We start from the raw sequence: 14,006 nt of genomic DNA, 5'->3' as shown, positions 1-14,006 counted from the left end.
GTTATATTCTTTATCGGTAGTACTCAGTGAACATTGAATAGATGGCCGCAAATACTAGCGAAATATTGATCACGCTCTGGGAGGGGACTACATGTACTATTCACGGAAAAATCCATTGCAAGAGATTCCTACAGAAATGACTGATATCTGGGTATGCACGGATTCGGAGTGCAACGGTTGGATGCGTAATGATTATGCGCTTGCCGAAGAGCCGGTTTGCTCACAGTGCAAGTCACCTATGACCCGAGGACAAAAAGAATTGCCTGTTCTGGATTATGCATATTCCAGCAAGGGTAAAGCCGCTAAAAAGAAATAATAGCACAAGCACATAGGATTATATGAACGTGCCACTTTATTGAGAGCATCTGAACAGGCTCCGGTAGGGTGGTTTTTTGTTTGTGTCCAGAAAGTATAATCCTTTACATAAAATTTACGCAAATCACTTTACAACGTGTACAGGTATTGTATGATATAGTTTGTTCCAATTGTTTGGCGTATACAGCCGATGAGCAGTTGATCGGAAGGCATGACCTATACCATATGAATAAGGTGACGAATACGAATGAAACCAATTGATTTGCAATATAAGATGCCTGCCGAGTGGACAGCGCATGAACGTACCCTATTATCCTGGCCTGTACAGGATTCCATGGTATATCCGGAGGATTACGAGAATGTATGCAAAGGCTATCAGGAGCTGGTCAGCGCGATTGCCGAGTTTGAACCGGTGACGCTGGTCGTGAATCCGGATGATCTGGAGAAAGTAGAAGCTCTGTTCCAGGGACAAGCCGTAGTTTTCCTGCCATTGGAGCATAACGATGCATGGCTGCGTGATAACGGACCGACCATTGTTATGAATGAAGCTGGTGAACGTGCCGGTATCAACTGGGGATTCAACGCATGGGGCGGCAAATATAAGCCATGGGATCTGGACGATGCTGTCGCACCGGCAGTCCTGAAGCATCTCGGCCTGCGTCAATTTGATGCTCCACTCGTGCTCGAAGGTGGATCGATCCATGTAGATGGTGAAGGCACGATGTTGACTACCGAGGAATGTCTGCTGAATACGAATCGTAATCCGCAGCTGTCCCGTGAACAGATTGAACAGCATGTTAAGGATTTCACCAATGTAGAGCAAATCATCTGGCTGAATCGTGGTCTGGCTGGCGACGAGACGGATGGTCATGTCGACAATGTCGCTTGTTTTGCTGCACCGGGCAAAGTCATTCTTCAAGTGTGCAATGATCCTGCCGATGATAACTATGAGATTACTCAGGAGAATCTGCGTATTCTGGCAGAAGCGACCGATGCACGCGGGCGCAAGCTGGAAGTGATCCAGATCGAACAGCCACCGCTGGTGATGTATGGTGAGCAGCGTCTGACACTGAGCTATCTGAATTTCTATTTTGTAAATGGCGGTATTATTCTGCCAGTATTCGGCGGCACCGCTGAAGAAGCAGATCGCAAAGCCATCGAAGTACTGCAGCAGACTTTCCCGGATCGCAAGATTCGCACGATTGACGGAATGGCTGTTATCCGTGAAGGCGGTAATGTGCACTGTACTACCCAGCAGATTCCTGCGGGCAAGTAAGCGCAGCAGATACTTTACTAATTATAGACAACTGTAACGGTATATATAGAAGCAACAGCTGTATAAATAGCAGTCAGTAGGAATGTTATGCCAAAGACAGCAGGTCACGAACTTAATCCATTCCGGAAAGGATGAACCCCATATTATGAGAAATGTAAAAGTAGCAGCTACACAAATGAGCTGTTCCTGGGATATCGACGAGAACATCCGAAAAGCAGACCGCCTCGTACGCGAAGCGGCAGCACAGGGTGCACAGATTATTCTGCTGCAGGAGTTGTTTGAGACTCCATACTTCTGTCAGAAGGAAAAAGCGGAATATTATCAGTATGCTACCGAACTGGAGCATAACAAAGCGATCAATCATTTCCGTGCAGTAGCCAAAGAACTGGATGTTGTACTGCCAATCAGTTTTTATGAAAAGAAAAACTATGCGCGCTATAACTCTCTGGCTGTGATCGATGCAGACGGCGAGATTCTGGGACGTTATCGCAAAAGTCATATTCCGGATGGTCCAGGTTATGAAGAGAAATTCTACTTTAATCCGGGAGATACCGGTTTCCAGGTCTGGGATACCAAATATGCCAAAATCGGCGTAGGTATCTGTTGGGATCAATGGTATCCGGAAGCTGCACGCTGCATGGCACTGATGGGTGCAGAACTGCTATTTTACCCGACAGCGATCGGTTCAGAGCCGCAGGATACGTCGATTGATTCCAAGGATCACTGGCAGGCATGCATGCTCGGTCATGCAGGTGCCAACCTGATTCCGGTGATTGCCTCTAACCGCATCGGCAAAGAAGAAGACGAAGATTCTTCAATCAACTTCTACGGTTCTTCCTTTATCGCCGGACCGCAGGGCAATAAAGTACAGGAAGCGGATCGCAGCAGTGAAGGTGTGCTGGTAGCCGAGTTCGATCTGGATCTGCTGGAGACCCAGCGTCTGGAGTGGGGAATCTTCCGCGACCGTCGTCCGGATCTGTACCAGATGATTGCTACGTATGACGGTGAACGCCGAATCAAGTAATCCGGCAGGACGATTTGAGGGACAGGAATGGTTTTCTCCTTCTCAAATTAGTCCGGTATATCAGCGTTGTTTGTCATAACGGATGCGATACAAGAATGAGCGAATATACAAACAAAGCAGAAAATATATAAACAGGCTGTAGATCATGATGCATGGTGATCTATAGCCTGTTTTATTTACTATGACGTATTCGGTTAGGTAGATACGAACTGCTCCCTACCGTAATCCGGACGATATGGGATCGTAACCTATGAATCATCTTACTTGGGTACTGGTCTGATCCGGTTTGGCTATCGCAGAAGGTTCAGTGGTACAGCAGCCTGCACAGGTTCGTGCTGCAGGGCAGCTGGTACAGGCACCTTGTTTACTTTTTTGCCAGAATCGATAAAACATCCAGCCGGCATACAGCAGGATAATGGGCAGCAGAATCCAGTTGATCATGTATAGAACCTCTTTTCATTTTGAATAGATGAGCAGTTAACAGCAGCCAGAAGTATCATACATATCCAATCAGCCGGCCCAATTGATAAATCAGCAGAGCCAGCACATAAGCGATCATTACGGCATACAGGATAGAGAAGCCAGCCCATTTCCAGGATTGTGTTTCTTTGCGAATAACGCTGACTGTAGCGAGACAGGGCGTATACAGCAGCACAAACACCATAAAACTAAATGCCTGCAGGGCTGTGAATGCGCTGCTCAGCTGTAAGCCCAGACCCTCCATCGTAGGCGCATGATAAATAATATTCATAGTAGAGACAACGACTTCCTTGGCCATAAAGCCGGTCAGCAGTGCAGCTACGGCCTGCCATGTACCGAATCCGACCGGGTCCAGCAGAGGAGCGAATACCCCGCCAATCGCAGCCAAAAAGCTATGATCCATATCTACGCCATATCCCTGCATACCCAGATGGGACAACAGCCAGATCGCAACGGAGCCGGCGAGGATGATCGTACCTGCCTTGTGCAGGAAGCCTTTGACCTTTTCCCAGGTATTACGGAAAAGAGATAGCGGCTGCGGAACACGGTAAGGTGGCAACTCCACCAGAAAAAATGACTTTTCCCTGGCAAATAGCGGGCTGTTCGATAGAAGTCTCGCCAGTCCCAGCGCGACGACCATACCAAGTAGATACAGAATCATAACGACCACCGCCTGATGGCGTGCGAAAAATACTCCGGCAAACAGCGTATAGACTGGCAGCCGTGCAGAACAGGACATTAACGGTACGAGCAGAATAGTCAATAGACGCTCCCGTCGTTGTTCAATTGCACGCGCAGCCATTACTGCAGGAACATTGCAGCCAAACCCAATAATAAACGGGATAAAGGCTTTACCATTCAAGCCGACATATTCCATCATCCGGTCCATCAGCAGGGTGATCCGAGCCATATAACCCGAGTCTTCGACCAGCGAGATCATCAGGAACAAGATCGCAATCTGCGGCATGAATACGAGAACTCCGCCTACACCGGCAATAATTCCGTCAACGATCAACCCTTGTGTAAATGCCGAAGCACCGAGCAGCTGGAGGAGGGAAGTGGCACCACTGCTAATCGGACCGGCTATCAGCGCATCGATCTGGTCAGCCAGTAGATTGCCTGCCCAGTCAAAGGTTAATTTGAAAATGGCAAACATCATCAACAGAAAGATGGGAATACCGAACAGCGGGTGGGTGAATACGGCATCGACCTTCTCGGTAAGTGTCCGGTTGCCAGAGCGGCTATGGTCTGCTGCCAGATTGTACAGATGAGTGATCCACTGTGTGCGGATTCGGCGCAGATGTTCTGCAGGCGTAGATTCTTCATTATCTGCAGTCAGACGTGTACTACACAGTTCCAATTGCTGCCGGATCCATTCGGGTGGCAGTAGGGAATAGGCGTACTGTTCCACTACCGGATTACCTTCTATAAGCTGTAGCGCTACCCAGCGTGCATACTGTGGTGCACGTTCTGGCAGCGCAGCCTGGATCGCTTCAGCGAGCGTCAGCGCCGTATTTTCGATGATAGACCCATAATCCAGTCGGAAAGACGCTTTGGCTCCATCATGGAGGGAAGGAAGATCAGTCAGCTGCTGTAGTAAGGCACGTGTACCTTGCCCGGAGCGGGCAATAATGGGAAGAACCGGAACACCCAGTTCTGCAGCCAGCAGCTGCTCATTGATGAGTATTCCCCGGCCGCGTGCTACATCGATCATATTCAGGCCAATGACCATGGGACAGCCGTATTCCAACAGCTGCACAGTGAGATACAGATTACGCTCCAGCTGCGAAGCATCCACGATATTGATCAGGCTTGCAGGTGGCTCATCGATCAGGAAGCGCGAAGTCACACCTTCGTCTAGCGAGAGTGGATGCAGCGAATAGGCACCGGGCAGATCAACCAACAAGGCGGATCTGTCGCGCAGGGTACCTACCTTTTTCTCTACCGTGACTCCAGCCCAATTGCCTACACTCGCATACGAACGAGTCAGTTTGTTGAAGAGAGAAGTTTTGCCGGTATTGGGATTGCCGAACAGGGCAATAGTATTCATGAACCGATAACCTCCAGCAGACGGGCTTCGCGCTGGCGGATACCAATAAATTGTCCTTTGTATTCGATAATGATCGGCCCTCCCCAGAGACCACGACGGGTAATCGAAATCGTCGTACCTTCGCGTATGCCCAGATCCATCAACCGCCGTCGAAGCAGCAGATCGAGACTCTCCAGGGAATGAATACGTACCGAGTGACCAGATGGGATAGCAGTTAATTGCATATTAGAACAGAGATACACTATTTCATCTCCTCATTGAGAATGATTATCATTTTTGATGAATGTAAAATAACACAGATTACATGATCTGCACTATGATGTATTTCTCTTTAGCAGGAATGATTTACGGAAAAATATTGATGTGCATCTCATATCATGAAAATAGTGCCGATAAAGTACGTATAGTCATTAAGCAAAATATACATACAATGGGTCAAGAGAAGAAAGCGAGGGATAGGTTCATGGAGCTGTCCGTTTGGTTCGAGACGATTATGGTCTGTCTGATTATGTTGAGTTTGCTTACCTGCATGTCTATATGGATCATTAAGGGATGTTATTATCTGTATGGGCGAATTTATCCGCAAAGCTATGAGAAATATGATATTTTAGAGCTTAATCTGATCTATAATCGAGGCAAAGTATATCGCAATGCCATCTTTGCTGGATTGCTGTCTCTGTATAATAAAGAGCTTATTACAATATCACTTCATCCCAAGCATTGGACAGATGTACGGAAGCTTCGTTTTACACTGACAGAGCAATATGAGTACACAGAGTTAAGTGAAGATGAGCAATATTTGGTAGACTGGTTATTTCAGAATAAAGAGGGATACCAGTTCCGCCTGCATAACATTGCTGGTCCTTTGCCAAATGAGACCGAGGATATAGAGCGACTTCAATTCTATCGGGAACGGTTGTGGCAGCTGAATGAAGATCTAGCGGGATGGAGAGAACAGCTGCAGGGTAAATGGAAGCTGAAGAAGCTGCTGGAAAAAACATGGATCCGAAAACTGTTCGTCCTGCTTGGGGGCCTGACGACTATGATGCTGTGTATTTTACTGGTTTTTGTCGGCTCAGAAGATGTATGGATTATGTTGCCCATAATTATTATTGGTTTCGGATGGTTACTTATATTTTTATATGTGGCGGATTGGTCCAGGAATGTTCTGTTGATCCATGCAGGTTGTATGTGTTCCCTCTGTATCATATATGGTATTATGTACAACCCGAATGTGATACTGACGATAATCACTATATTCAGCTGTTTGCTGCCCATCTATGTATTGCCGTTCAGTCGCAAGCAGCTGCGCTATTCACAGATTCGCTGGTTCAAAACACAATTGATGCGCGGGAAATACCAATATGTTGATGATCCGCAAAGGCTGGAGTACTTAATTCAGGCTAGTATGGTACTTCAATGTGGTGAAGTTTTTATGGATAGGCATAAGGAATGGATCGAATGGCAGACTGACGAACATGAAGAAAACCATACTTTTCTAATGCATGCATGGCAAATGGTAGAAGCAGAAGAGGCTATTTTTGATTTATATCCTGTAGTTGCACGCTGGAGAGGACGATACGAAGTCGTTCATTCCGAGGATGGAGAAGATTACGTCGAATACTATTATGACGACTATTACAGCAGTGACTATTACGATGCCAGTGATCCTTCGAGTGGTGATAGCGATTACTACAGCAGCGACAGTTCAAGTGACTCATCCAGTAGTGATAGCTCCAGCGATTCATCGAGCAGCAGTTCGGACTCATCGGACAGTTCAAGCAGCTCCAGTGATTAACCGATTTGGAATATATTCAGGTAGCTATCCTGGACGACAGCAGATAAGCCTATTCTAATGATATACCCTCCCTAAGACAGATACTTCTATAGATGAAGTCTCTGTCTTTTTGCTATTTCTACGTAAATACAGTGGATTCAATAGCACTTACGGTTCTCCAACAGGCTATATCGGTTAATGGGTAAATAAGGAGTACCGTATGTATATTACCAAAATCCATATATCACACTTTAGGCACAGAAAGATAAACTGTAGGATAACCGCCAATTCGAGAGGAGCTTCCACCGATGAACAATACACGTTATATTACATTAAAAGACGGAACGCAGCTGCCTGCAATCGGGCAGGGGACGTGGAATATGGGAGATGATTCTGCTCGCAGAGCAGAGGAGATCGAGGCGCTTCAATATGGATTGGAGCTGGGAATGAACGTCATTGATACGGCAGAAATGTATGGCGAAGGACGATCTGAGTCACTGGTCGGCGAAGCGATTCAGGGGCGACGGGATAACGTATTCCTCGTATCCAAGGTATATCCGCATAATGCAGGTGGTGAGCGTCTGGTCAGCAGCTGCGAGAATAGCCTGAAGCGTCTGGGAACCGATCATCTGGATCTGTATTTACTGCATTGGCGCGGTCAGATTCCTTTGCATGATACGGTGGAAGGTATGGAGAAGCTGGTTCAGCAGGGCAAAATCCGCCGCTGGGGTGTATCAAATCTGGATGTTGAGGATATGAATGCACTGCTTAGCCTGCCTGACGGCAAAAATTGTGCAACCAATCAGGTGTTATACCATCTTGGTTCACGAGGTATTGAACTGGATTTATTGCCATGGCAGGAGGAGCATCAGATGCCAATTATGGCCTATTCGCCGCTGGCACAGGCAGGCACATTGCGCCGGGAACTGCTTTCCCATCAGGCGCTGCAGGATGTTGCCGAGCAGCAGGGAGCGCATCCATTCCAGATTATGCTGGCGTGGTGTATCCGCAGTGGTAATATCATGGCGATTCCCAAAGCATCCAGCCGTGAACATGCCGAGAGCAATGCGGCGGCTGCCGCGATTGAGCTGACTTCCGAGCAATTGGATCTGCTGGATGGAGCTTTTGCTGCACCGTCGCACAAAGTACCACTGGACATGATTTGATATGACACACCATTATCTGTTTGTCAGTAGCTGGACGATCGGTACACCCCGTGAGCAGTTATGGGAACTGGCTGATCATATCGAGAACATCGACTTCTGGGATAACGTAAATTTTGAAAAAGTGGAACAGGGAAGCGGTCCGGAAGGCATCGGCGATACGTTCCGTTGTACGTTTAAGACGAAAATGCTGTTTCGTCTTTCGATTTTGCTCAAAGTCACAGACAAACAAAAACCTGATCAATTTACCCTGGAAGTAGAAGGACCACTATCGGGAATCGGTACCTGCTTTATGAGCAAAACAGATGATGGACAATCAACGATGCTTCGGTGCGAATGGAAAGTTCGCATCCATCATCGTCTGCTGAGAGTCGCAAACCGGGCGATGCGTCCGGTATATATATGGAGCCACGACAAGGTGATGGACGAAGGTGTGCATGGGGTAGCAAGACAATTGAAAGCGGAAGTAACAGACACTCACCATGAAACGACAATATACCGCTAATTCCTGTAAATGAATGCATGGAGGGTTGAGGATGGGCAAGTATCAGTTTACAGACAGTTGGCTGCTGGAGGCAGACATATCGGATGTATGGCATCTGATCAGTCATTTTGAGCAGATTAACTGCTGGCAGGGTGTATCTTTTGACAAGTTGAACGACCAAGATCACCCTGCCGGTATTGGAGACAAGTATCTGATGAATATGAAGACCAAGCTGTGGTACAGTCTGTCTTTTCATTTTCATGTTATTGAGAAGCAGGCTCCCTATCTGATCCGTCTGCAAGCTTCCGGTGATCTAAAAGGGTATGGGGTCTTTCGTTTGGAGCAGGTGGGCAACTGTACACGGCTGCACTATTATTGGGAAGCCCAGACGCGCAAGTTCTGGATGAATCTATGCGAGCCATGGATGAGACCTTTTTTTATCTGGAATCATAACCGGGTAGTAGGAGAAGGGATTCGGGGATTATCTGATTATTTGAGAAGCCCTTTGCTATGATGAGCAGGATAGTATCTATTCGTTAATAAAAGAATACAGAAATAGAATAATGTAAACGCGCATGTTTACTTTCTACAGAGAAGGGTAAATTGTAGTTAAGCAACAACGCGAAGAAGAAAGCAAAACAATTGAACATCTAAGGAGGAAGAACATCATGACTGGAAGAAAAGCTCTGTGGACAACAATTGGACTGGGTGCTGTATATCTGATGCGTAACAAAGGTGCTCGCGACAAAGTAATGAATCAGGTACGTAATATCTCCGGCGCTATGCGTCAGGGTAAAAGTACAACGACAACAACGAATCTTAATCAATAGGCAATTAAGAAGTTTAAAGTCTAACCTATTCTGCTTGGGCTGCAAGTCAGTCTGGCAGTGAGGTCATACGCAAGACACTGGTGATGCACACATGGCAGCGCCGGTGTCTTTTTCATTATGTTCTTTATTTGACCAGTGGGAAAATAAAATTATTCGGATCTTCAGCATAGCTACATTTCGTGTAAGAAAGACGCTACAGCGCTATTCGGTTAACCCATAAAAGGGTAATCTGCATTATATAATCTCAAACATATAAACTAGATATATAAATTAGAAAATATAACAAATACATTCTTGCAAGCAATCAGACAAAGAAGCATCCGGGCAAGTGGTGTTATTGGAGGGGACTAATGTGATTAATCAATCAGGACATGACCGAATGATCTACGAACATATTTTTCATGCTGCCTCTATAGGGATTGCAGTGATTGAGCCTGAAAATGGCACATGGACGCAGGTTAACCCTGCACTTTGTCAGCTGCTTGGCTATGAAGAGAGCGAACTGTATGCACTGCGTGAAGAAGATCTTGTTCACCCGGCAAGTCCGATCGCCTATCCATACACAACGATTGCGTCGGAAGCAGCTGTCTCTCAGAACCATTCATATTGTACCCGCAAATATTACAAGCATCGTCTCGGCCATATGCTGCAGATCGGTGTGGAAGTGTCTATTGTGCAGGATGCCACTGGACAAACCCTGTACTATATTGCACAATTTCAGACTATTGAACCGGTTAATCATCATACGTACCTGTCCGGCGTGGATCAGGAAATCTATCGGCTGATTACTGAACATGCGAATGATCTGGTTTCTTACAGTACACCCGATGGCATTCTGCGTTATGTATCGGACTCTTTCTATACTGTCCTGGGCTATACACCGGAAGAAATGATCGGCCAAAACCGGATGCAGTATTACCATGCAGATGATTCGCAGGGGATGATCGCCAGTGGTCAGGGTTATTTGGATCAGGGTATGATGACCCGTCGTCTCAAGCACAAAAAGGGCTATTATTTGTGGTTTGAGATTTCATTCCAGGTCGTTCGTGACAACGAAGGCGCGATCACCAAGGTACTCGGGATTGGACGTAACGTCAATGAGCGTAAAAAGTATGAAGACAGTCTGCGAGAAGCACAGCGGATCGCCCATATTGGCTCATGGGACTGGGATATGTCCACAGATCGCGTGGTAGTAGGCAGTGAGACACAAGAGCTGTTCAGCTATCTTTTCGAACATACCGAAGTACCTATCGAAAAGGTTAGAGAGATTGTCCATCCGGAAGACCTGCCTTCTCTGCAGGCCAAACTTCGGCAATCCATGCAGACCGGCAGCAACGGTGAAGATATTTTCCGTGTCATACTTGCAGACGGTTCGGTTCGTTACTTGCAGTCGCACTGGAATGTCACAGTAGATCACCAATCGCAGCCGGTGCAGATTATCGGGATGACGCAGGATATTACGGACCGGATCGAAATGGAAGAACGGCTCAAACAAAGTGAGCGGCAGTACCGACTGATCTCGGAGCAGTCGCTGGACTTTATTTCCCGCCATTCTGTGCAGGATGCTATCTATCTGTATTGCTCACCAGCCTGTTACAGTATTCTCGGTTATCCGCCGGAAGAACTGGAAGGAAAGCACAGCCTGGATTACGTGCATAGGGACGATATAGCCGCCGTACAGCAGTATACGAATCTGCATCTGGCTGGCGAACAGCCCAAGCCGGTCATTTACCGTCATCGGCACAAGTCCGGTGGATATGTCTGGCTGGAAGCATCCGGACGCTATATTTATGATGAAGAAGGCCAGGTCAAGGAAATGATCTTGATTGCCCGGGATATTACCGAGCGTCGCCAGGCTTCTTTACTAATACAAGAGAGCGAACAGCGGTACAAATCGCTGTTTGATTATAATCCGGCAAGTGTTTTTTCATTTGATACGCAGGGACGATATACGACGATTAATGCCCAGATGGAAGTACTCATGGGCCGATCGGAAGATGAATTGATCGGCAGATCGTTTGAATGCTTTATCGCGCCGGAGAGTATCTACGATACAGCGGAGCATTTTGAACAGGCACTGCGCGGTAAGCCGCAATCCTATGAATCCGAGGTTGTAGTAAAAGGCGGCGAATATCGGCGTATTAGTGTAGTAAATCTACCAATTGTAGTAGATCAGCAAATCGTGGGCGTATACGGAATTGCGACGGATATTACCGAAATGAAGCTTCATATGGAGCAGATCGAGAAGCTCGGTAATGAATATACACTGATCCTCAATTCCGTCTCGGAAGGTATTTTCGGACTGGATAATGAGGGCCGGGCTACCTTTATCAACCCGGCAGCAACCCGGATGCTGGGATTCAGTACACGCGAGCTGGCTGGCCAGTTGCTGCTGGATATGTTCCAGTTGACTCATGCGGACGGTACAACCTACACGCCGGAAGATAATCCGATCGATCAGGCGTTGCGGGAAGGAACATCCTATGAAGAACAGGAAGCCATATTCCTGCGCAAGGACGGTTCCAGCGTGCTCGTCTCTTACCGGATTACACCAATCTGGGATCGCGGACAGCGCAAGGGAGCTGTAGTGGTCTTTAACGATATTACCAACGAGAAACAGATCATTCGTGCCAAGGAACTAGCAGAACGGGCAGATCGTGCCAAGTCGGAATTCCTGGCGATTATGAGCCATGAGATTCGTACACCGATGAATGGCATTATTGGGATGACTGGTCTGCTCGCAGATACTCCGCTCGATGAAGAACAGCGCAGCTATATCGATATTATCCGTGATAGCAGTGATTCCCTGCTGCATATTCTGAATGAAATTCTGGATTTCAGCCGCATCGAAGCAGGAAGAATGGTACTGGATCATGAGCCAATCCAGCTAAATGTACTGCTAGATAGTGTGTTTGATCTATTCTCTGCACGTGCTGCCGAGAAAAAGATCGAGCTGAATTACCAGACCGAAGACCAGATTCCGACAACAATTATCAGTGACGCTTCCCGTATGCGCCAGGTGCTGGTGAATCTGATCAGTAATGCCATCAAATTCACTGACAAAGGCAGTGTAAATCTGTCGGTGCGCCAGCTGGAACGTCGTGCCAATGAATGTGTACTGGAATTTGAGGTTAGTGATACCGGTATCGGGATCTCCAGTGATAAGCAGGGGCTGCTATTCCAATCCTTCTCCCAGCTGCATCCGGCAATTAACCGTAAATATGGAGGAACCGGTCTGGGACTGGCGATCTGTAAAAAGCTGATTGAACTGATGGGCGGTACAATCAGTGTAGATAGTGAAGAAGGCATGGGAGCGACTTTCCGCTTTGTACTGCCGCTGCAGTATGTGGTGGAGGATTATTCTACGGAATCTGTAGAAACCGTGGCTATCGAGCAGCCGGCGTATACAGGTACTTCCGGCAAATATGGACCGCTGCGGCTTCTGGTTGCCGAGGATCATCCGGTCAATCAGAAGCTGATGCAGGAAATGCTGCGCAAACTCGGCTACCAGACGGATATTGCCTACAATGGGCGGGAAGCAGTCGTTGCTGCGCTTACGCATCCGTATGATCTGATATTTATGGATATCCAGATGCCGGAGATGGATGGGATTGAAGCGACCAGCGAGATTCGCAATCGACTGTGGCAGCATGAACAGCCGGTGATTGTGGCTACGACTGCATTTGCCCGTAATGAAGATCGTCAGATGTGTCTGAGTGCAGGTATGCAGGACTTTATCAGCAAGCCGCTGCGTCTGCAGGAAGTCGATCGTATTCTCAAAGAATGTGCGTATCATCTCCAACAACTCGATCAGGGAGGATTACTATGAAGCGCAAACTACTCATTACAGGAGCTGGCGGCCGCATCGGCAGTACGCTCTACCAGGGATTGAAGGAAGAGTACGATGTGATTGCAACCGATATACAAGAGAACGAGACGCAGGGGATTCGCCGATTGGATATTACCGATCCGGAGCGTATTGAAGAGATGCTGCAGGACGTAGATACCATTCTCCATATCGGCTGGCAAAAAGATAATGACGACTTTCTGGGTGTGGCGCTACCGGTAAACGTGAGCGGTGCCTATCATCTATATGAAGCTGCACGCAAAAAAGGTGTACGCCGTCTGATCTTCGCCAGCTCCAACCATGCGACCGGATTCTATAAGGTCGGTGAAGAGGTAGATGTGAACGATCCTTATCGTCCGGATAGCATTTACGGACTGAGTAAGTGTTATATCGAGCTGCTGGGAAGATTGTATGCCGATCAGCATCAGTTGTCTTCCTTTAATGTACGTATTGGTAATTTTCCCGGTGATGACCGTCCCCATTCCCAGCGTGCTACGCATATCTGGATATCGGAACGGGATATGGTGCAGCTAATGCGCTGCTGCATCGAGGCGGATGATCGCCATACCTATATGAATCTGTATGGAACATCAGCCAATACGGATAATTATTATGATATCGGCTATCTGGAGCAGGAGATCGGCTACAAGCCGCAGGATGATGCAGCCGAATTGCTCGCAGAAGAGCAGCGTCGACAGAAAGATCTTCCACAGGACGAGACCATTTACCAGGGTGGCCAGGAAGGATAGCAATAGGATTG

13 protein-coding genes are annotated in these 14,006 nt (G+C 47.4%); 10 read left to right on the top strand and 3 right to left on the bottom strand.

The genetic code is table 11. The annotated features are described in order from the left end of the window. Positions 1-91: 91 nt before the first annotated feature. The 3 genes from WH46_RS05075 to aguB all read left to right on the top strand — a co-directional run bounded on the left by WH46_RS05075 (position 92) and on the right by aguB (position 2,615). Complete coding sequence (locus tag WH46_RS05075) at positions 92-316, top strand: cold-shock protein (RefSeq protein WP_017813975.1); 225 nt, start codon at positions 92-94, stop codon at positions 314-316. 246 nt (positions 317-562) lie between these two features. Next, positions 563-1,591 carry an agmatine deiminase family protein gene (locus WH46_RS05070; protein WP_046225941.1) on the top strand — a complete coding sequence of 343 codons (1,029 nt, stop codon included), beginning with the start codon at positions 563-565 and terminating at the stop codon, positions 1,589-1,591. A gap of 145 nt (positions 1,592-1,736) precedes the next feature. Next, positions 1,737-2,615: an N-carbamoylputrescine amidase gene (gene aguB, locus WH46_RS05065; protein WP_046213815.1), complete on the top strand. Its 879-nt coding sequence runs from the start codon at positions 1,737-1,739 to the stop codon at positions 2,613-2,615. 255 nt (positions 2,616-2,870) lie between these two features. Here aguB and WH46_RS05060 read toward each other — a convergent pair whose 3' ends face one another. Genes WH46_RS05060 through WH46_RS05050 form a run of 3 tightly spaced genes read right to left on the bottom strand, consistent with a single transcriptional unit; the run spans position 2,871 to position 5,387 of the window. After that, positions 2,871-3,056 carry a FeoB-associated Cys-rich membrane protein gene (locus WH46_RS05060; RefSeq protein WP_046225940.1) on the bottom strand — a complete coding sequence of 62 codons (186 nt, stop codon included), beginning with the start codon at positions 3,054-3,056 and terminating at the stop codon, positions 2,871-2,873. 55 nt (positions 3,057-3,111) lie between these two features. Further along, on the bottom strand, positions 3,112-5,145 hold the full coding sequence (gene feoB / locus WH46_RS05055) for a ferrous iron transport protein B (RefSeq protein WP_046225939.1): 2,034 nt from the start codon (positions 5,143-5,145) through the stop codon (positions 3,112-3,114). After that, on the bottom strand, positions 5,142-5,387 hold the full coding sequence (locus WH46_RS05050; protein WP_052714123.1) for a FeoA family protein: 246 nt from the start codon (positions 5,385-5,387) through the stop codon (positions 5,142-5,144). The genes feoB and WH46_RS05050 overlap by 4 nt, the downstream gene beginning before the upstream one ends. A gap of 221 nt (positions 5,388-5,608) precedes the next feature. On the opposite strand from WH46_RS05050, the gene WH46_RS23265 reads away from it, so the two are divergent. From WH46_RS23265 to WH46_RS05020, 7 genes are all read left to right on the top strand, one after another. Beyond that, on the top strand, positions 5,609-6,943 hold the full coding sequence (locus tag WH46_RS23265) for a DUF2207 family protein (protein WP_052714122.1): 1,335 nt from the start codon (positions 5,609-5,611) through the stop codon (positions 6,941-6,943). A gap of 287 nt (positions 6,944-7,230) precedes the next feature. After that, positions 7,231-8,088, top strand: coding sequence for an aldo/keto reductase (locus tag WH46_RS05040; RefSeq protein WP_046225938.1), 858 nt, complete (start codon positions 7,231-7,233; stop codon positions 8,086-8,088). Position 8,089: 1 nt separating this feature from the next. Continuing rightward, positions 8,090-8,590 (top strand): SRPBCC family protein, encoded by a 501-nt coding sequence (locus WH46_RS23260; protein ID WP_052714121.1) that lies wholly within the window; start codon positions 8,090-8,092, stop codon positions 8,588-8,590. A 31-nt stretch (positions 8,591-8,621) separates the two neighbouring features. Then, complete coding sequence (locus WH46_RS23255) at positions 8,622-9,083, top strand: SRPBCC family protein (RefSeq protein ID WP_017813984.1); 462 nt, start codon at positions 8,622-8,624, stop codon at positions 9,081-9,083. A 154-nt stretch (positions 9,084-9,237) separates the two neighbouring features. Beyond that, on the top strand, positions 9,238-9,399 hold the full coding sequence (locus WH46_RS24215) for a hypothetical protein (protein WP_197088247.1): 162 nt from the start codon (positions 9,238-9,240) through the stop codon (positions 9,397-9,399). A 352-nt stretch (positions 9,400-9,751) separates the two neighbouring features. Then, positions 9,752-13,228 (top strand): PAS domain S-box protein, encoded by a 3,477-nt coding sequence (locus WH46_RS05025; protein ID WP_052714120.1) that lies wholly within the window; start codon positions 9,752-9,754, stop codon positions 13,226-13,228. Next, a complete protein-coding gene (locus WH46_RS05020; RefSeq protein ID WP_046225937.1) occupies positions 13,225-13,995 on the top strand; it encodes an NAD-dependent epimerase/dehydratase family protein in 771 nt (256 codons plus the stop codon). Before WH46_RS05025 ends, WH46_RS05020 begins: the two co-directional genes overlap by 4 nt. Positions 13,996-14,006 lie beyond the last annotated feature (11 nt).

Origin of the sequence: Paenibacillus dauci, assembly GCF_000971985.1 — a bacterium.
GTDB classification, from domain to species: domain Bacteria; phylum Bacillota; class Bacilli; order Paenibacillales; family Paenibacillaceae; genus Saccharibacillus; species Saccharibacillus dauci.
The sequence above is the reverse complement of the archived record's forward strand: the minus strand, read 5'-3'. Positions and strand labels throughout refer to the sequence as shown.